Genomic DNA, 18,372 nt, shown 5'->3' with positions numbered 1-18,372 from the left:
GATCACGTGGCAGAGCAGCACACTCCGCGATCCCTGATCGTCACCTACTACGGCGCGTACGGCCGCCGCACGGCGGGGGCCGTACCGGTCGCCGAGCTGATCCGGCTGCTCGGCCCGGTGGGCGTGGACGCGCCGTCGGTGCGCTCGTCGGTGTCCCGGCTCAAGCGGCGCGGCCTGCTGCTTCCCGAGCGCACGGCGGAGGGCGCCGCCGGGTACGTCCTGTCGGCCGAGGCGCGGCAGCTCCTGGACGACGGGGACCGGCGGATCTACCTGACCGAGGAGCCCAAGCTGGAGGACGGCTGGGTGCTCGCGGTCTTCTCGGTGCCCGAGCCGGAGCGCAGCAAGCGGCACGTGCTCCGCTCCCGCCTGGCCGGGCTCGGCTTCGGCACGGCGGCGCCCGGGGTGTGGATCGCCCCGGCCCGCCTGTACGAGGAGACCCGGCACACCCTGGACCGGCTACAGCTCTCCCCGTACGTCGATCTGTTCCGCGGCGAGCACCTGGGGTTCACCCCCACGGCCGAGGCGGTGGCCCGCTGGTGGGACCTCACGGCGATCGCCGAGCGGCACGAGGAGTTCCGCGCCGCACACGAGCCGGTCCTCCACGCCTGGGAGTCCCGCGGCGACGCCACCGCCGACCCCGAGGCGGCCTACCGCGACTACCTCCTCGCCCTGGACTCCTGGCGCCGCCTGCCGTACATCGACCCGGGCCTCCCGGCGGAGCTGCTGCCGGAGGACTGGCCGGGGGAACGGTCGGCGGCGGTTTTTGAGGCGCTGGACGCTCGGCTGCGGGAAGCCGGGGGGCGGTTCGCAGCCCAGCGCTGACGGTGCCGTCGTCCGGGGTGCTGTCCCTGGGGCCTACGCCCCCAGGCGCCCCCATCGCCCTTCGGGCTCGTCCTCAATCGCCGGACGGGCTCAATTTCCCAACCGCAACCGCGGCTTCGGTGCATCCACCCGCCCCGTCTGCGGCCGCCGACTCCCCGCCCGGTACTGCACCGGCCACTCCACCCCGGGCCCCGCATACCCCTGCTCGGCCGCCGCGTGCAACGTCCAGTGCGGGTCGTACAAGTGCGGCCGCGCGAGCGCGCACAGGTCCGTACGGCCCGCCAGGATCAGGGAGTTGACGTCGTCCCAGGACGAGATGGCGCCCACCGAGATCACCGGGATGCCGGTCTCGTTGCGGATGCGGTCGGCGTACGGCGTCTGGTAGGAGCGGCCGTACGCGGGCCGCTCGTCGGCGACGACCTGGCCGGTGGAGACGTCGATCGCGTCGGCGCCGTGCGCGGCGAAGGCGCGGGCGATCGCTACGGCGTCCTCGGCCGTGGTGCCGCCGTCGGCCCAGTCGGTGGCGGAGATACGGACGGTCATGGGCCGGTCGTCCGGCCACACCTCCCGTACCGCGTCGAAGACTTCGAGGGGGAAGCGGAGGCGGTTCTCCAGGGACCCGCCGTAGGCGTCGGTGCGCCGGTTGGTGAGCGGGGAGAGGAAGCTGGAGAGCAAGTAGCCGTGCGCGCAGTGCAGTTCGAGCAGGTCGAAACCGGCCCGGGCGGCCCGCTCGGCGGCGTGTTCGAACTGGAGGGTGAGGGCGGTGAGTTCGCCGGGCGTCAGCTCGTGCGGGCGCTGGCTGCCCTCTTTGTACGGCAGCGGAGAGGGCGCCACGAGAGGCCAGTTGCCCTCGTCAAGCGGCTCGTCGATGCCTTCCCACATCAGCTTCGTCGAGCCCTTGCGTCCCGAGTGCCCCAGCTGCACCCCGATGGCGGTGCCCGGCGCCTGGGCGTGCACGAAGTCGGTGACGCGGCGCCAGGCCGATGCCTGCTGCGGGGTGTAGAGCCCGGCGCAGCCCGGCGTGATGCGACCCTGCTCGCTGACGCACACCATCTCGGTCATCACCAGGCCCGCGCCGCCCAGGGCGCGCGCCCCGAGGTGGACGAGGTGGAAGTCGCCGGGAACGCCGTCCTCGGCGGAGTACATGTCCATCGGGGACACGATCACGCGGTTGCGCAGGGTGAGGCCGCGCAGCCGGAACGGCGTGAACATCGGCGGCGTGCCCGGCGGGCAGCCGAAGTCGCGCTCCACGGACGCGGTGAACCCGGCGTCGCGCAGCCGCAGGTTGTCGTGGGTGACGCGGCGGCTGCGGGTGAGCAGGTTGAAGGCGAACTGGCGGGGCGGCTGGTCGACGTAGAGTCCGAGCTCCTCGAACCACTGGAGGCTGGCCCGCGCCGCGCGCTGCGTGGAGGCGACGACGGGCCGCCGCTCCTCCTCGTACGCGGCGAGCGCGGCGGCGAGGTCGGGCTGCTCCTCGACGCAGGCGGCGAGCGCGAGGGCGTCCTCGACGGCGAGCTTGGTGCCGGAGCCGATGGAGAAGTGCGCGGTGTGCGCGGCGTCCCCGAGCAGCACCGTATTGCCGTACGACCACTGCTCGTTGACGACGGTCTTGAAGGCGATCCAGGACGAGTTGTTGGAGCGCAGTGGGCGGCCGCCGAGCGCGTCGGCGAAGAGCTTGGCGCACTGCTCGACGGACTGCTGCTCGTCGAGCTCGTCGAACCCGGCCGCGTGCCATACGTCCTCGTGCATCTCGACGATGACGGTGGAGGCGTCGGGTGCAAACGGGTAGCCGTGCAGCTGCATCACGCCGTGCTCGGTCTCGGCGATCTCGAACCGGAAGGCGTCGAAGGCGAAGTCGGCGGCGAGCCAGATGTAGCGGCAGCGGTGCTCCTCGACGCTCGGCCGGAAGGCGTCGGCGTGCGTCTCGCGGGTGCGGCTGTGCACCCCGTCGGCGGCCACGACCAGGTCGTACGTCGACGCGAGGTCCTTGGCCGGGGGCGCCTCGGTGCGGAAGCGGAGCTCGACGCCGAGGGTGTGGCAGCGCTCGTGCAGGATCTGGAGCAGCCGACGGCGGCCGAGGGCGGCGAAGCCGTGGCCGCCGGAGGTGTGGCGGTGGCCGCGGTGCACGATGTCGATGTCGTCCCAGCGGACGAATTCCGCCTGGAGCGCGGCGTAGACGGCCGGGTCGGCGTGCTCGATGCCGCCGAGGGTCTCGTCGGAGAGGACGACGCCGAAGCCGAAGGTGTCGTCGGGCGCGTTCCGCTCCCAGACCGTGACCTCGCGGTCCGGGCCGAGCCGTTTGAGCAGCGCGGCGGCGTAGAGCCCGCCGGGGCCGCCGCCGATGACGGCTACACGCAGCGGCCTTTCCGGTCCGGCGGGAGGCCGTTGCCGTCCGCCCGGGGCCGTCATCGGCCCTGCCATTTCGGCGGCCGCTTCTCGGTGAACGCGGCGTGGAACTCGGCGTAGTCGGCGCCGTTCATGAGGAGGGCCTGGGTGGCCGCGTCCAGTTCGACGGAGGCGGCGAGCGGCATGTCGAGCTCGGAGGTGAGCAGCGCCTTGGTCTGGGCGTGGGCGAGGGCGGGGCCTTCGGCGAGCCGCCGGGCGAGCTCCTGGGCCCGCTCGTCGGCGCGGCCTTCGTCGGTCAACTCGCTGATCAGGCCGATGCGTTCGGCCTCCGGCGCTCGGACCGCCTCACCGAGCATGAGCAGCCGTGTGGCATGCCCGAGCCCGACGACACGGGGCAGCAGATACGCGGCCCCCATGTCGCCGCCGGACAGGCCGACCTTGGTGAACAGGAACGCGAACCGTGCGCTCGGGTCCGCGATCCGGAAGTCCGCGGCGAGCGCGAGCACCGCACCGGCGCCCGCGGCGACCCCGCGCACGGCGGCGATCACCGGGAACGGGCATTCGCGCAGGGCGCGGACCACCTGCCCGGTCATCCGGTTGAAGTCGAGCAGCTGGGCGGTGTCCATGGCGAGCGTGGCTCCGATGATCTCGTCGACGTCGCCACCGGAGCAGAAGCCGCGGCCCTCTCCGGCCAGGACGAGCGCGCGTACGGACTTCTCACGGGACAGCTCGGCGAGCAGATCGCGCAGGTCGGCATAGGCGCCGAAGGTGAGCGCGTTGAGCTTGTCGGGGCGGGCCAGGGTGACGGTGGCGACGCCGGAGTCGTCCGTCGTCAGCTGGATGTGCCGCCACTTCGGGGTGGGGGACGCGGAGCCGGTGAAGGGACTCATGCATCGAAGTTATCACCGCTCCGTGACCGCCGTCACGAGTACGCGATAAGGCGCAGTCTTATCGCTCGCCCACCGGCCAAAGGTCCCGGACCCGTGCGACAGAGGTCCCATCCGACCCTGTCGGCCGCCCCTGCAACGGCGGACTTACTATTCGTACGGTTGAAAACAGGACAGCTTGCCGCCTTCTGGCCGCCGCCTGCTTTCCGCCTCCCGCTTGCCCGAACGGAACCGCCTTGCACAAACCCTCTGCCGGCACGCCCGGCATCTGGCGCATCGCGCTCCCGCACACCCCGGCGGCCGTACCGGTGGCGCGGGCGCTCGTCCGTACCGCCCTGCAGGAGATCGAGGCGACCGCCGACTGCGACACCGCCGAACTGCTCACCGCGGAGCTGGTCGCCAACGCCGTGGAGCACACCACGGGCGACACCCCCATAGAGCTGGTGGTGGAGCTGCTCCCGACCGGCTGCCAGGTCGAGGTCCACGACCCGGACCCGGCCCCGCCCGGCGACCTCGCCCACCCGAGCGCCGCCACGGAGGAGCCCGACCCCTGGCAGGAGCACGGCCGCGGCCTCCTGCTCATCCGCACCCTGAGCCAGTCCTGCGGCCACCGCCCGACGGAGTCGGGGAAGGCGGTGTGGTTCCGGCTTCCGGCGCGACACCCCTAAGGCCAGGGCTAGGCCAGCGTCGCCACCATCACGGCCTTGATGGTGTGCAGCCGGTTCTCCGCCTCGTCGAAGACCACCGAGTGCGCCGACTCGAAAACCTCATCGGTCACTTCGAGCGCACTGAGCCCATGGCTCTCGTAGATTTCCCGCCCCACCTTCGTACCCAGGTCGTGGAAGGCGGGCAGGCAGTGCAGGAACTTCACGTCCGGGTTACCGGTGGCCCGCAGCACGTCCATGGTCACCGCGTACGGCGAGAGCACCGCGATCCGCTCGTCCCAGACGGACTTGGGCTCGCCCATCGACACCCACACGTCCGTGGCCAGGAAGTCGGCCCCGCGCACCCCTTCGGCGACGTCCTCGGTGAGCGTGATCCGGGCCCCGCTCGTCTCGGCGAGCTCCCGGGCCCGCGCCACGATCTCCTCGTTCGGCCAGTACGACTTCGGCGCGACGATCCGTACGTCCATGCCGAGCAGCGCCCCGGTGACCAGGTAGGAGTTGCCCATGTTGAAGCGGGCGTCACCGAGGTAGGCGAAGGCGATCCGCTCGAGCGGCTTGTCGCAGTGCTCGGTCATGGTGAGCACGTCGGCGAGCATCTGGGTGGGGTGCCAGTCGTCGGTCAGGCCGTTCCACACGGGCACGCCCGCGTAGGCGGCCAGCTCCTCGACGGCGTCCTGGCTGTCGCCGCGGTACTCGATCCCGTCGAACATCCGGCCGAGCACGCGCGCCGTGTCCTTCACGGACTCCTTGTGCCCGATCTGCGAGCCGGAGGGATCGAGATACGTCGTCGACGCGCCCTGGTCCGCGGCGGCCACCTCGAAGGCGCAGCGCGTACGGGTCGAGGTCTTCTCGAAGATCAGCGCGATATTCCGGCCCTGGAGCCGCTTGACCTCCGTCCCGGCCTTCTTCGCCGCCTTGAGCTCGGCCGCGAGCTCGATCAGACCGCGGAACTCCTCGGCGGTGAAATCCAGCTCCTTGAGGAAGGGGCGGCCGGTGAGTACGGGGGCCATGAGCGCTCCTGGGGACGTACGGACAGAAGGACGGACGACACAATGACGCTGGAAGTCTATACGACATCCAACATGTTTATACAGTGGGTCCGGAGGGCAGTGGGCGGGAGCGCGGCAGGACAGCCTCTTACACAGCCGCACGCTCCACCGGGCAGCTCATGCACCGCGGCCCGCCCCGCCCGCGCCCCAGCTCGCTGCCGCGGATCTCGATCACCTCGATGCCCTGCTTGCGCAGATGCGTATTGGTGGTCGAGTTCCGCTCGTACGCCACCACCACGCCCGGCTCCACGGCGAGCACATTGCAGCCGTCGTCCCACTGCTCCCGCTCGGCCGCGTGCACGTCCTGGGTGGCCGTGAGCACCCGGATGCCGCTGAGTCCGATGGCCGACGCGATGGCGCGGTGCATGTGCTCGGGCGGATGGTCGGTGACCTTGAGCTCGCGCGCGTCGACGCCGGGTTCGATGGTGTACGAGCGGAGCATGCCGAGGCCCGCGTACTGCGTGAACGTATCCGCGTCGATCATCGTCATGACGGTGTCGAGGTGCATGAAGGCCCGGCGCTTGGGCATGTCGAGGGCCACGATCGTGGTGGCGCTCCCGGCCGCGAACAGCTTGTGCGCCAGCATCTCCACGGCCTGCGGCGTGGTCCGTTCGCTCATGCCGATGAGCACCGCGCCCTTGCCGAGGACGAGCACGTCCCCGCCCTCGATGGTGGAGGGATAGTCGCTCTGGCCCTCCGACCAGTGGTGGAACGGCGCGGCTTCGGGGCCCGTGAACAGCGGATGGTGCTTGTAGATCGCCTCGAAGTGGACGGTTTCGCGCTGCCGGGCGGGCCAGCGCATCGCGTTGATGGACACCCCGTCGTAGATCCAGGCGGAGGTGTCCCGGGTGAAGATGTGGTTGGGCAGCGGGCCGAGCAGGAAGTCGTCCAGCTCCATGGCGTGGAAGCGCACGGAGGTCGGCTCCGGGAAGTGCTCGAGGAACTCCCGCTTGGTCATGCCGCCGATCAGGGCCTCGACCAGCTCGGCGGACGGCAGCGTCTCGAAGGCGGCGCGCAGCGGCTCGGTGGCGAGCGGACCGTACTCCTTCTCGTCGAAGACCCGGTCCAGGACGAGGGTCTTGGCCGCGGGCACGTCGAGGGCCTCGCTCAGCAGGTCCCCGAAGAGGTGCACCTCCACGCCGCGGTCCCGCAGCACGTCCGCGAACCCGTCGTGCTCCTGCCGGGCCCGCCGCACCCAGAGCACGTCGTCGAAGAGCAGCGAGTTCTTGTTGCTCGGGGTGAGCCGCTTCAGCTCCAGATCCGGACGGTGCAGGATGACGCGGCGCAGCCGCCCGGCCTCGGAGTCGACATGGAATCCCATGGCTCCATCCTGCTCCGCGGGGGCTCAACTATCAGCCTGTTCGGCACCCCCAGCCCCTCCGGCGTTCGAGGAACGGGGGTGCAGGGGGCGCTGCATCCATCAGCGGCTTCGCCGCGGGCCCCTGCCTACGGGAAGGGGCGGGACTGGGGAAGAAAAAGACCCCCAGCCCCCCCGGCCCCCGGCGCCCCACATCACAACCGAGGATCCACCGGCTCCGACTCCAACGCGAGCACCCCGAACACCGCCTCATGCACCCGCCACAACGGCTCCCCCGCCGCCAGCCGGTCCAGAGCCTCGAGCCCCAGCGCATACTCCCGCAACGCAAGCGACCGCTTGTGCCCGAGCGACCGCGAGCGCAGCCGCCGCAGCTGCTCGGGCCGCGTGTACTCGGGCCCGTAAATGATCCGCAGGTACTCACGCCCACGGCACTTGATGCCCGGCTGCACAAGCCGCCCCTGCGCATCGCGTGCAAGCGCCCGCACGGGCTTGACGACCATGCCCTCGCCGCCCTGCCCGGTCAGCTCCAGCCACCACTCGACGCCCGCCCGCACGGACGCCTCATCGCCCGTGTCGACGTAACACCGTCGCGTGGCCTGCAACAGCCCGTGCTCCTCGTGGCTGTCCTGCGCGACAAGCCGGTCGATGAGCGCCAACTGCTCGTCGTGCCCGAGCCCCGCGAGGCTGCGCCCGCGCACGGCCAGGATCTGGAACGGCGCGAGCCGCACCCCGTCGAGACCCTCCGTCGGCCAGCAGTAGCGGCGGTACGCCTCGGTGAACGCGGCGGCGTCCGCGGCCCGTTCGCGGTGCCGGGCGAGCAGTTCGGCGGCGCCGTCGACCCCACGGGCGGCGGCCGCTTCGAGGGCGGTCAGAGCGCGCGGGAACACCGCGCCGGAGGCTGCGCCCACGGCGGCGTACTGGCTCCGGAGCAGCCCGGACGCCTTGAGCGACCAGGGAAGCAGCTCGGCGTCGAGCAGCAGCCAGTCGGTGTCGAGCTCGTCCCAGAGCCCGGCGGCGGTGACGGCGCCGCGGACCCGGTCGAGGATCTGCTCGGTGATCTTCTCGTCGTCGAAGAAGGGGCGACCGGTGCGGGTGCACAGCGAGCCGGTAGGGCCGTCGACGCCGAAGCGCTTCCGCCCCGTGTCCGCGTCCCGGCAGACCAGGACCACGGCCCGGGAGCCCATGTGCTTCTCCTCGCACACCACCCGCTCGATCCCGTCGGCCGCGTACTGCGCGAACGCCTCCGCCGGGTGCTCCAAGTAGCCCTCGACCTTCGAGGTGGCGGTCGGCGCCATCGTCGGCGGCAGATACGGGAGGAGGCGCGGGTCGACCGCGAAGCGGCTCATCACCTCCAGGGCCGCGGCGGCGTTCTCCTCGCGCACCGTGATCCGCCCGGCGTGCCGGGTCTCCACGGTGCGGCGGCCGTGCACATCCGCGAGGTCGAGCGGACGCCCCTCGTGCCCGCCGGGCGCCTCGATGGACAGCGGCTTGACCGGCTCGTACCAGACCTTCTCGGCCGGTACGTCGACGAGTTCGCGCTCCGGCCAACGCAGCGCGGTCAGCTTGCCGCCGAAGACCACACCGGTGTCCAGGCAGATGGTGTTGTTCAGCCAGGTCGCCGTCGGTACCGGAGTGTGGCCGTAGACGACGGCGGCGCGCCCGCGGTACTCCTCGGCCCACGGGTAGCGCACGGGCAGGCCGAACTCGTCGGTCTCACCGGTGGTGTCGCCGTACAGGGCGTGCGAGCGGACCCGGCCGGAGGTGCGGCCGTGGTACTTCTCGGGCAGCCCGGCGTGGCAGACCACCAGCCTGCCCTCGTCGAGGACGTAGTGACTGACGAGCCCGTCGATGAACTCCCGTACCTGCGCGCGGAATTCCTCGCTCTCCCCCTCCATCTGCGCGAGGGTCTCGGCGAGTCCGTGGGTGTGCTGAACCTTCTTACCCTTGAGGTAACGGCCGAATTTGTTCTCATGGTTCCCGGGCACGCACAGCGCGTCGCCCGATCGCACCATCCGCATGACGCGGCGCAGCACGCCCGGGCTGTCCGGACCGCGGTCGACGAGGTCGCCGACGAAGACCGCGGTACGCCCCTCGGGGTGCACGCCGTCGACGTAACCGAGCCGGTCGAGCAGGGCGTCCAGCTCGGCGCGGCAGCCGTGGATGTCGCCGATGATGTCGAAGGGGCCGGTGAGGTGAGCGAGGTCGTTGTACCGCTTGTCCAGGCGGATCTCGACCCGGTCGATCTCCTCGACGCCGCGCAGGATGTGCACCTTGCGGAACCCCTCGCGCTCCAACTGGCGCAGCGAGCGCCGCAGTTCGCGCTGGTGCCGCTGGATGACGCGGCGCGGCACGTCCGCCCGGTCCGGGCGCGCGGCGTTGCGTTCGGCGCACACGGACTCGGGCACATCGAGGACGATCGCGATCGGCAGCACGTCGTGCTCCCGCGCGATCCTGATCAGCTGCTTACGGCTCTCCGCCTGCACGTTCGTGGCGTCCACGACGGTGAGTCGGCCGGCCGCGAGCCGCTTGCCCGCGATGTAGTGCAGCACGTCGAAGGCGTCGCGGCTCGCGCCCTGGTCGTTCTCGTCGTCGGCGACCAGGCCGCGGCAGAAGTCACTGGAGAGCACCTCGGTCGGCATGAAGTGCTTGCGCGCGAAGGAGGACTTACCGGATCCGGTGGCACCGACCAGGACCACGAGGGACAGGTCGGTGACGGACAGAACCCGCGGCCCGGCGGCGGCGCCGTCGGCGTTGTCGGCGTTGTCGGCGTTGTCGGCGTTGTCGGTGGTGCTGGTCATGCGGCCCTGGCTCCCTTCGAGGTCTTGGTGGTGGCTTTGGTGGTGGCAGCGGTGGTGGCTGTGGTGGCAGAGGTGCCGTCGGCAGCGGTACCGATCGTGAAGACGGCCATCTGGGTAGGCGGCCCCACTTCGGGGTCGTCCGGCCCCACGGGGGTGAACTCCACGCCGTATCCGTGCCGTTCGGCCACGGCCGTGGCCCAGGTGCGGAACTCCGCGCGGGTCCACTCGAAGCGGTGGTCGCCGTGGCGCACCTGCCCGGCGGGCAGCGACTCCCAGCGCACGTTGTACTCGACGTTCGGCGTCGTCACGAGGACGGTCGCGGGCCGCGCGGAGCCGAACACCGCGTACTCCAGGGCGGGCAGCCGCGGCAGATCGAGGTGCTCGATGACCTCGCTGAGCACGGCGGCGTCGTATCCCTTGAGGCGCTTGTCGGTGTACGCGAGCGAGCCCTGCACGAGCCGGACGCGCCCGGCCTGCCGCTCCCCCATCCGCTCGAGCCGCAGCCGACGCGCGGCCACGGTGAGCGCCCGCATCGACACATCGACCCCGACGATCTCGGTGAACCGCACGTCCTTGAGCAGATCGTGCACCAACTGCCCCTGGCCGCAGCCGAGATCGAGCACCCGGCTCGCACCCGTCGCCCGCAGCGCCGCGAGGATCGCCTCGCGCCGCTGCACGGCGAGCGGCACCGGCTTCTCCTCGGTGTCGGCATCCTCGTCCACGGCGTTGTCGAGATCTTCGACCTGAAGCCCCTCGGCATCGGCAAGCCGCACCATTTCAAGCCGCTCCTGCGCCTGCCGCGTCAACGACCGCCGCCGCGCCAGATACCGGCGGGTGATCAGATCCCGCTCCGGATGACCGGCCAGCCAGCCCTCCCCCGCCCGCAGCAACTTGTCCACCTCGTCCGGCGCGACCCAGTAGTGCTTGGCGTCATCGAGCACCGGCAGCAGCACGTACAACTGACGCAGCGCATCCGCCAGCGTCAACTCGCCCTCAAGCACCAGGCGTACGTACCTGGACTCACCCCACTCGGGAAACTGCTCGTCGAGCGGGACGGGTTCCGCGCGCACCTCGGCCCAGCCCAGCGGCCCGAAGAGCCGCTGCACCAAGTCGGCACCGCCCCGAGCAGGCAGAGCGGGCACCTCGATGCGCAGCGGCAACGCCTGCCCGACCAACTCGGGCCGAGCCGCACACACGCCACGCAGCGCACTCTTGAATACGGTGCTCAGGGCTACGGCGAGGAGCGAGGACGCTGCGTATGGGCGGTCGTTGACGTACTGCGCAAGCGCCGCATCGGGGGCCCCGCCCCGCCCCCTCCCACCCCCCTTGTTCCGCCGCACCAGCGCCACGGGGTCCACCTCGAGCAGCAGCGCCGCCGTGCACCGCTCCGCGCTCGCCTCGGGGTAGAGAACGTGCGCGTCGCCGTGCGCGGTGCTGAACACCTGCGCGTTGTCGGGATGCTTGTGCAGCAGAAACCCGAGGTCGGTGGCAGGCCGCTCGGCCGTACCCGTGGTACTGATCGTCAGGAACATACGGCCGATTCTCCCCGTTCGGCCCCGACCGGCGTACCGGTTTTCCGGCGCGCCGCAGGTCGCCCCTCCGGGAATCCCCCGTCAGCTCAGCCACGCTCCCACCCGATACACCAGCCGGGCCGAGCGCCACAGGTCGCCACAGGTCCAGGGCCCGCTACAGCAGAAGGAACCCCAGCAACCCCGGCAGTATCTGGGCGAGCGCCGCGGAGCCCACGCCCAGGATCAAGCCGACGAGGTGCAGGTTGCGGCGTCGGGACACGTCGCCGTGTTGTGCCTCGCGTACCAGCCCCACGAGCGCCACGGCGCCCGCCACCGCTCCTGCCGTAGTGGCGTCGAACCAGTTGACCCCGAGCGTCAGTAGCGCGGCCGCCCCCGCCACCACGCTGATCACGGCGTGCACCCACTGACCGGCACCGCTCTTACGTACCTGTGTCACCAGCCCCCCTTGGCCTCGTCGCCCCCTCGGGCCCGTCCTCCGGCGCGTCACCTTAGCGAATCGTTCTCCCCCAACTCGGCCCGGCCCGGCCCGATTCGGCTCAGGACAGCTGGGCCTGCACCTGGGACGAGATCAGCTCCAGGTGGTCGAGGTCATGCAGGTCGAGGATCTGCAGATAGACCCGCTGCGAGCCGATCTCCGCGTACCGTCCGAGCTTGTCGACCACCTCAGCGGGCGACCCGGCAAGCCCGTTGGCCTTGAGCTCCTGCACCTCGCGCCCGATGACCGCCGCGCGCCGCGCCACCTCCGCGTCGTCCTTGCCGACGCAGGCGACCAGGGCGTTGGAGTAGACGAGGTCATCGCCCTTGCGCCCGGCCGCCTCGGCGGCCGCCCTTACCCGTCCGAACTGCCGTGTGCTGTCCTCGATCGAGGCGAACGGGATGTTGAACTCGTCGGCGTACTGCGCCGCGAGCCGGGGCGTGCGCTGTGCGCCGTGCCCGCCGATCAGCACCGGCACCTTGTCCTGGGCGGGCTTGGGCAGCGCGGGCGAGTCCGTGAGCTGGTAGTACGTGCCCTGGAAGTCGAAGGTCTTGCCGACCTCCGTGGCCCACATCCCGGTGACGATCGCGAGCTGTTCCTCGAGCCGCGCGAACTTCTCCTTCGGGAACGGAATGCCGTACGCCGTGTGCTCCGCCTGGAACCACCCCGCGCCCAGGCCGAGTTCGACCCGCCCGCTGGACATCTGGTCGACCTGGGCCACCTGGATGGCGAGGACACCGGGGAACCGGAAGGTCCCGGCCGTCATCAGCGTCCCGAGCCGGATGCGCCGCGTCTCCCGGGCGAGCCCTGCCAGCGTGACCCAGGCGTCGGTGGGCCCGGGCAGCCCGTCGCTCGAGCCCATCCTCAGGTAGTGGTCGGAGCGGAAGAAGGCGTCGAAACCCAGGTCTTCCGTAGCCTTGGCAACGCTGAGCAATGTGTCATAGGTGGCCCCCTGCTGGGGCTCTGTGAAGATGCGAAGATCCATGGCTCCATCCTGCCTGCCCGAACGTGCGTCAACCGCACCGCTTTCCCCCTTCCCCCACCGTCTCGGTCGGGTGAATTGCGTCAACACCTCAGGGCCGTTGCCTCCTGGGCCAGTGACGGCCGCCCAGGGAGATCGTTGGCCCGGACGGAGCCGGACCGCCCGGCACCCGCGCCGGCGGTCACTGCCGACGCGCCCCTTTGCACCACTGCCCTCCCCGCGCCGGGCGGGCCAGGGCCTAGGAGTCCTTCATGTCCCAGGAAGCCGCGCCGGACCAGGGAGCACCGTCCGTACCCGATCAGGGCGGACAACCCAAGGGCCTGTTGCAGCAGATGGAAGAGCTGATGGCCGCGCTGAACGCCGACCTCTCCCAGCTCGACGCCGACTTGCAGTCCGGCGGCCCCCACTCTTCGCCCACCGAGAAAGACCACTGACGGAAGGTCCCGCGCTGCGGGGCGCCGCCTTATCCGTTACGACTGCTCCGCCGTCCGGTCCGGTGGCGAGAGGCCCTGGTCCCGTAGGGCCAGGCGGCGCAGCATGTCGAGGACCCGGTCCCGGGACTCGTCGGCGGCGTCGATGGCCTCGATGCAACTCCAGTAGTCCGCCTCCGCGTCGGCCGAGCACGCGACGCCGACCAGTGCGATGCCGACCTCCCCGAGCAGCCCGCCGAGTTCGAGCAGGGCGGCCCGCGCGTCGCCGATGTCCGTCATGCGTGCCGCGCGCACCTCCCCGGCGCTCCGCAGCGGGCCGTCGAGCGCGCCGCAGCCCCGGCCGCTGACCTCGCTCAGCCTCAGCGCCTCACCCCGCAGCTCCGGCGGGCCGCAGACCGCGAGTCGGCTGCCGACCGCCTGGGCCAAGGCCTGTGCCTGCCACCCCTCGGCCATGATCTCCCGTACGTCATGACTCCGCGCCAATGCGCCTCTGCTTGTCCTGATGAGCCGTACCGCGTCCATGAGTTCGCCCCCGTCCACCGGTCGTCCGTCGATCTTCCGTTTCCGTACTGTCACCCGGCGTAGACCTTGACCTGCCACTACCCAGCGTGAGGGATGCGCGACGGAAAGGCCAGGGGAATTCGGAAATCTGTGGACAGAAATAGAACTGTGGAAAACTCGATCACTCCGTAGAGTGACGACGAGGGATCAAGGGATCGGTCGAACCCACCGGAAAGCGCTGCTCGTTGCGCTCGATCTTGGCGGCCAGAGCGGCGAGCGCGTCGATGCCGAGCACCTCGCAGAGCTGCAGCAGATAGGCGAGGACGTCGGCCACTTCGTCCGTCACCCGGTGCGCGGTCTTCGGGTCGTCCATCACCGCGGCCGACTGCTCGGGCGTCAGCCACTGGAAGATCTCGACGAGTTCGGCCGCTTCTACGCTGAGCGCCGAGGCCAGGTTCTTCGGCGTGTGGTACGGCTGCCAGTCGCGGGCCGCCGCGAACTCGGCCAGCCTGCGCTGCAATTCCTTGATGTCCAGTTCCGTCACACGCCAGGTCTATCAAGACCGCTGAGCCCTGTCGTCAGACGTCCGCCTCCCGCGCGGCAGCACCGACGCGGTCGAGGTCCACCACGTCTAGCCCGGTGAGCCCGCGCGCCCAGGAGGCGTCGCTCACCGTTCCGACCAGGCGCAGATGTCCCCTGGCGGCCATCCGGACGGCGAGCGCCGCGAGTTGACGTGCCTGCGCGGGGTCCAGGGATCGTACGAACCCGTCGGCGAGCACCGTGAGCGTCTGGTAGGCATCGGGCACCTCGGCCACCGGGTCGACGGCGAGCACTCCGGGCCCGGTGAGCAGCACGAGAGCCAGGGCGAGATACCTCAACTCGCCGTCCCCGAGCCGCTCCACGGGCGTTCCGGTGGACGCGTTCCCGGCATCGGCCCCGGCGCCAGCCCCGGCTCCGGTCCGGGCCCCGACCGCCCCATTGCGCGCGCCGCGCGTACCACCCGTGCCACCTACACCGCCCGCACCACCCGCACCGCCCGCGCCGCCCGCACCACCCCGATCAATAACGGCCCGCACCCGGCCGTCCTCGAGCACCTGCGGCAGTAGGTCCGCGACCGGCCCCGCACAGCCCTCCCGTACCGCCGACACCAGGGCCGCGTGCCGGATGCCGCACTCCGTATGGGTGCGGCGGAGCACCTCGGCGAGGTTGTCGCAGCCGCGCCGCAGGCGGCCGTCGCCGATCCGTGCGGGTGCCCGCATCCCGGCCGGGCGGGGGTCACAGCCGAAGGCCGAGCGCAGCGCCACGACGACCTGTTCCGCCGCGGCGATCACGCGGCGCTGGCCGTCGGTCTTGCCCGCGACGCGCAGCGGCACGAGCGCGGTGCCGAGCCGGTCGTCGGGCAGCGGGGCGCGGGTCACGGGGGCGGTGCCCGCGGTGTGCCAGGCGGCCTGGACCGTACGGCGTGCGGGGTCGCGGAGCGCGGATTCGAGCAGGACGGTCCCGTCGGCCGTCAGGCGTTCGCCCACGATGCGGAGTTCGGGTTCGGCCTGTACGGCGAGGTCGAGGCGGACCGGGCCCGCGGGTCCGTCGACGGTGCAGCCGATGCGGAAGCCTCGGCGCCGCTGCCGGTCGGGCCGGGCCGACTCGGGGACACAGGACGCCGGGTCCGGGAACACCTCCTCGAGGGTGCTCCCCGAACCGAGCCGGGCGAGCGCCTCGTACGCCTGGAGGACCGTGGTCTTTCCACTGCCGCTCGCCCCTGACAGGAGCGTGACCGGGCCGAGCGGAAAGGCCGCTCCCCGGAGGGACTTGAAGGCGGAGAGCCGCAGTTCGGCGACCGTGGGACGGGCCGCGGGACGGGCCGGTTCCGGCCCGTCGGCCGCCCCCTGGACCCCCTGGGAGAGCACACTCATGGCCGGACGGTATGCAGCCCCGGGAAGGGCGAACCGTTTTGCCGCCGTGATTTTCCTACGATCGGGGGACGGTGCCCCGAGACCGGGGCGGGTACGGGCCATGGGTCACGCTCGGCGGTACACCCCCGCACACTCCCTGCACACCCCGGCAGCTCGCCCGCGGCTCGACCGCAGCTCGCCCGCGGCTCAGGCTTCGGCGACAGCGTCCGGGACGAACCCCTGCACCTCGGTTCCGGAAGGTGCGAGCAGGAATACGTTGCGGTCGACCCGGTGCATTCCGCAGCCGAGGCCGAGGACGACGCCGCTGCTGAAGTCGAGGACGCGCTTGGCGACTTCGGTCTCGGCGCCGGTCAGATCGAGCAGAACCGGAATCCGTGCCATGAGGGTCTCCGCGACCTCGCGGGCGTCCGAGAACACGTTCACGCGCAGCACCACGAAGCGCCGCCGCGTCTCGGTCTCCGCCTCCGGCATGGCGCGGTGGCCCGGCCAGGAGGGCCACTCGTTGCGGCCGCGCAGCGGGACGACCTGGGCCAGGCCCTCCCATTGCTCATCGGTGACGTCGTGGCTGTTCAAGGCACTCCCCCGCCCGCACGGTGCCCGCCGCCCCCGGCCGGAGCGCCGTGCGCCGCGCCTGTTCCTCGGCTCGCACTGGTTGTCTGCATCGGTCAATTCTTACGCCAACTCACCCGTTCGGCCCAACTGCGACACGGGGGCACCAGGGACCGCCGTACGGATCACCGTCCGCGCCGTCGGCCCGGCCACCGGAACGGGACCGGAACCGTTCTGCCCACGGATCCCGCACAGATCTCCCACGGAGTCTCAACTCCCCTCTGTGATAAGACTTTTGAAGAGCAACCGAGGGGGACCGTATGACGTCAGCCGACCCGGCAGGACCATCAGGGAACGAGCAGACGAGCGCCGTACCCGCACCGCAGGGCCCGCCTCCGCCCGCCGCTCCGCCGCCTCCGGTCGCCCCGCCCACCGCCGATCCGCACCCGGATCCGCACCCCGACGTACCCCCGCCGGCCTCAGCAACGCCGATCATCGGGGTCGACCTGCGGGTCAGCAAACGGCTCCTTTGGGTCGGTGACGCGTACTACCCGCTGCAGAACATCGCCCGCGTGTACACCCTCACGATCCATCCCCGGCGCAAGGACGCCGTCGTACGTTTCGTGATCCGGCTGCTGATCATCGGGGTGGTCTCGACCCTGCTCGGGCTGCTCGCCGCCGCGATCGACGTATCGAGTGGCTTCGGGGGTGGCGGCGGCGGTTCCGCCGGGCTCACCGCACTGGTCCTGATCATCGCGGGCGCGGCGCTGATGTACTCCCTGGTGGAGATGCTGAAGGTGCTCGGCGCGCCCTCGCACTTCGTCCTTGCGGTGGAGACGTCCGGCCCGTCCACCGCCGTGGTGACCAGCCGCGACCCTGGCCAACTGCGGCGGCTCGCCCGCCAGATCGCCGACGCGATCGAGAACCGGGAGGCGGAGTTCGAGGTGCGGGTGGACACCATCACCATCAGCCCCAAGCACTACTACTTCGGAGACAACGTCAACATGTACGGCGGCACCGGCAACGTGGGGATGGCGAGCTGATGAGCGGCGGAGACCAGCACTACTACTTCGGCAGCGGCGACCACGTCGCCATGCACGGCGGCTCGGGCAACGTCGGCATCGACAAACGCGTCACCCCGGCCCCGGAACTGGCCCAGGCCGTCCAGGAAGCCCTGCGCGAACTCCTCACCCTGGTCGAGGAGTTGCGCGCCCAGGTGCCACAGGCCAGCGCCAGCGCCAGCACCCTCGATGACTCACTGCCCGTGCTGCGCGCCGAGGCGGACGTCCCACCACAGGAACGGCACCGCGCCCTGCTCGCCGTCGCGGGCATCGCCGCGACCGTGGGCGCGGTCGGCGTACCGGTCGTGGAGGCCATCAACAAGGTCCTCGAACTCATGGGCCTGAAATGAGCGTCCTCATCAGCCTGGAATAAGCGTCGAAGTAAGGGCCCGCGTACGCGCACGGTCCGTCAGTACGCGCGCGGTCTGCCCTCACCGGACTTCGCGACGCCCGCGCCCCTCGGCTGCGGCAGAAGCGCGTCTGCGAGCCCGATAAGCCGCGGCCTTGACCCGGTTGCCGCACGCGTCCATCCCGCACCAGGTGCGCCGGGCGCCGCGCGAGCGGTCGACATAGATGCGAGTGCAGCCCGTACGACCGCACTCCTTGAGGCAGGCGTGCGGATCGGCGAGCACGGCGATGCCGCTTCTGGCCAGGTGGGAGAGGACCGCGCGGAGGTCTCCCGATCTGCGCAGCCCCGCGTCGCTGAGCCGGATCGTGGGCACGGGCCCGGCGGCCGCGTCGTTGACGATCTCGAGGCTGCCCGGATCGAAGGGGCGGTCGAGCACGCGGTCGAGGGCCAGTTGGTAGATCGCTTCTCGAAGTGACAGCGCGGACGCGAACGTTGCGGGGTCGACGCTCACACCGTCGGGGAGCTCGTCACACGCGGCCACCCACCGCTCGAGGTCCGCGGGCGCGGCCAGTCCGTCGACGGGGCCGGGCTCGCCGCGACGCGACCCCACGGTGGCGGCCAGATCCAGGGCGGGGTTGCCGCTCACGAACGCGAAATCCACGTCACCATCTTGACCGGTGACGAGTCCGGTGAC

The 18,372-nt window shown here is 71.3% G+C and carries 18 protein-coding genes; 5 read left to right on the top strand and 13 right to left on the bottom strand.

Annotated elements, in window-relative coordinates; all coding sequences use genetic code 11:
- Window positions 1-6: 6 nt before the first annotated feature.
- Window positions 7-822 carry a PaaX family transcriptional regulator gene (locus tag ACWD10_RS09410; RefSeq protein ID WP_451088693.1) on the top strand — a complete coding sequence of 272 codons (816 nt, stop codon included), beginning with the start codon at window positions 7-9 and terminating at the stop codon, window positions 820-822.
- A 90-nt stretch (window positions 823-912) separates the two neighbouring features.
- Here ACWD10_RS09410 and ACWD10_RS09405 read toward each other — a convergent pair whose 3' ends face one another.
- Together ACWD10_RS09405 and ACWD10_RS09400 are read right to left on the bottom strand one after the other, a co-directional pair.
- Complete coding sequence (locus tag ACWD10_RS09405) at window positions 913-3,243, bottom strand: bifunctional salicylyl-CoA 5-hydroxylase/oxidoreductase (protein WP_451088691.1); 2,331 nt, start codon at window positions 3,241-3,243, stop codon at window positions 913-915.
- Entirely contained in the window at window positions 3,228-4,058 is an 831-nt protein-coding gene (locus ACWD10_RS09400) for an enoyl-CoA hydratase family protein (RefSeq protein ID WP_451088689.1), read from the bottom strand. The genes ACWD10_RS09405 and ACWD10_RS09400 overlap by 16 nt, the downstream gene beginning before the upstream one ends.
- 233 nt (window positions 4,059-4,291) lie before the next feature.
- On the opposite strand from ACWD10_RS09400, the gene ACWD10_RS09395 reads away from it, so the two are divergent.
- Window positions 4,292-4,723 (top strand): ATP-binding protein, encoded by a 432-nt coding sequence (locus ACWD10_RS09395; RefSeq protein ID WP_451088687.1) that lies wholly within the window; start codon window positions 4,292-4,294, stop codon window positions 4,721-4,723.
- Window positions 4,724-4,731: 8 nt separating this feature from the next.
- On the opposite strand, the gene argF is transcribed toward ACWD10_RS09395, so the two are convergent.
- From argF to ACWD10_RS09365, 6 genes are all read right to left on the bottom strand, one after another.
- Window positions 4,732-5,730 (bottom strand): ornithine carbamoyltransferase, encoded by a 999-nt coding sequence (argF, locus tag ACWD10_RS09390; RefSeq protein WP_451088685.1) that lies wholly within the window; start codon window positions 5,728-5,730, stop codon window positions 4,732-4,734.
- A 127-nt stretch (window positions 5,731-5,857) separates the two neighbouring features.
- Complete coding sequence (locus ACWD10_RS09385) at window positions 5,858-7,090, bottom strand: arginine deiminase (RefSeq protein WP_451088683.1); 1,233 nt, start codon at window positions 7,088-7,090, stop codon at window positions 5,858-5,860.
- Window positions 7,091-7,281: 191 nt separating this feature from the next.
- Complete coding sequence (locus ACWD10_RS09380) at window positions 7,282-9,885, bottom strand: polynucleotide kinase-phosphatase (RefSeq protein ID WP_451088681.1); 2,604 nt, start codon at window positions 9,883-9,885, stop codon at window positions 7,282-7,284.
- A complete protein-coding gene (locus tag ACWD10_RS09375) occupies window positions 9,882-11,417 on the bottom strand; it encodes a 3' terminal RNA ribose 2'-O-methyltransferase Hen1 (RefSeq protein WP_451088679.1) in 1,536 nt (511 codons plus the stop codon). Before ACWD10_RS09375 ends, ACWD10_RS09380 begins: the two co-directional genes overlap by 4 nt.
- Window positions 11,418-11,571: 154 nt before the next feature.
- Window positions 11,572-11,853: a hypothetical protein gene (locus tag ACWD10_RS09370; RefSeq protein ID WP_451088677.1), complete on the bottom strand. Its 282-nt coding sequence runs from the start codon at window positions 11,851-11,853 to the stop codon at window positions 11,572-11,574.
- 100 nt (window positions 11,854-11,953) lie between these two features.
- Window positions 11,954-12,877 carry an LLM class F420-dependent oxidoreductase gene (locus tag ACWD10_RS09365; protein WP_451088675.1) on the bottom strand — a complete coding sequence of 308 codons (924 nt, stop codon included), beginning with the start codon at window positions 12,875-12,877 and terminating at the stop codon, window positions 11,954-11,956.
- A gap of 248 nt (window positions 12,878-13,125) precedes the next feature.
- Here ACWD10_RS09365 and ACWD10_RS09360 point away from each other — a divergent pair, with 248 nt between their 5' ends.
- Window positions 13,126-13,308, top strand: coding sequence for a hypothetical protein (locus tag ACWD10_RS09360; RefSeq protein ID WP_451088673.1), 183 nt, complete (start codon window positions 13,126-13,128; stop codon window positions 13,306-13,308).
- Window positions 13,309-13,344: 36 nt separating this feature from the next.
- On the opposite strand, the gene ACWD10_RS09355 is transcribed toward ACWD10_RS09360, so the two are convergent.
- The 4 genes from ACWD10_RS09355 to ACWD10_RS09340 form a co-directional block, all read right to left on the bottom strand.
- Window positions 13,345-13,827 (bottom strand): DUF6099 family protein, encoded by a 483-nt coding sequence (locus tag ACWD10_RS09355; RefSeq protein ID WP_451088808.1) that lies wholly within the window; start codon window positions 13,825-13,827, stop codon window positions 13,345-13,347.
- 160 nt (window positions 13,828-13,987) lie between these two features.
- Window positions 13,988-14,350 carry a nucleotide pyrophosphohydrolase gene (locus ACWD10_RS09350; protein ID WP_451088671.1) on the bottom strand — a complete coding sequence of 121 codons (363 nt, stop codon included), beginning with the start codon at window positions 14,348-14,350 and terminating at the stop codon, window positions 13,988-13,990.
- A 34-nt stretch (window positions 14,351-14,384) separates the two neighbouring features.
- Window positions 14,385-15,719 carry an ATP-binding protein gene (locus ACWD10_RS09345; protein ID WP_451088669.1) on the bottom strand — a complete coding sequence of 445 codons (1,335 nt, stop codon included), beginning with the start codon at window positions 15,717-15,719 and terminating at the stop codon, window positions 14,385-14,387.
- 186 nt (window positions 15,720-15,905) lie between these two features.
- Window positions 15,906-16,292, bottom strand: coding sequence for a cell division protein SepF (locus ACWD10_RS09340; RefSeq protein ID WP_451088667.1), 387 nt, complete (start codon window positions 16,290-16,292; stop codon window positions 15,906-15,908).
- 296 nt (window positions 16,293-16,588) lie between these two features.
- On the opposite strand from ACWD10_RS09340, the gene ACWD10_RS09335 reads away from it, so the two are divergent.
- The gene (locus tag ACWD10_RS09335; RefSeq protein WP_451088665.1) at window positions 16,589-17,311 is read left to right on the top strand and encodes a DUF6232 family protein; all 723 of its coding nucleotides are present in this window, start codon (window positions 16,589-16,591) and stop codon (window positions 17,309-17,311) included.
- On the top strand, window positions 17,311-17,679 hold the full coding sequence (locus tag ACWD10_RS09330; RefSeq protein WP_451088663.1) for a hypothetical protein: 369 nt from the start codon (window positions 17,311-17,313) through the stop codon (window positions 17,677-17,679). Before ACWD10_RS09335 ends, ACWD10_RS09330 begins: the two co-directional genes overlap by 1 nt.
- Window positions 17,680-17,760: 81 nt before the next feature.
- Here ACWD10_RS09330 and ACWD10_RS09325 read toward each other — a convergent pair whose 3' ends face one another.
- The gene (locus ACWD10_RS09325) at window positions 17,761-18,339 is read right to left on the bottom strand and encodes a CGNR zinc finger domain-containing protein (RefSeq protein WP_451088661.1); all 579 of its coding nucleotides are present in this window, start codon (window positions 18,337-18,339) and stop codon (window positions 17,761-17,763) included.
- Window positions 18,340-18,372 lie beyond the last annotated feature (33 nt).

This window comes from Streptomyces sp. NPDC002851 (assembly GCF_053591935.1).
Note: the sequence above shows the minus strand (reverse complement) of the source record. Positions and strands in the feature narration are given on the sequence as shown.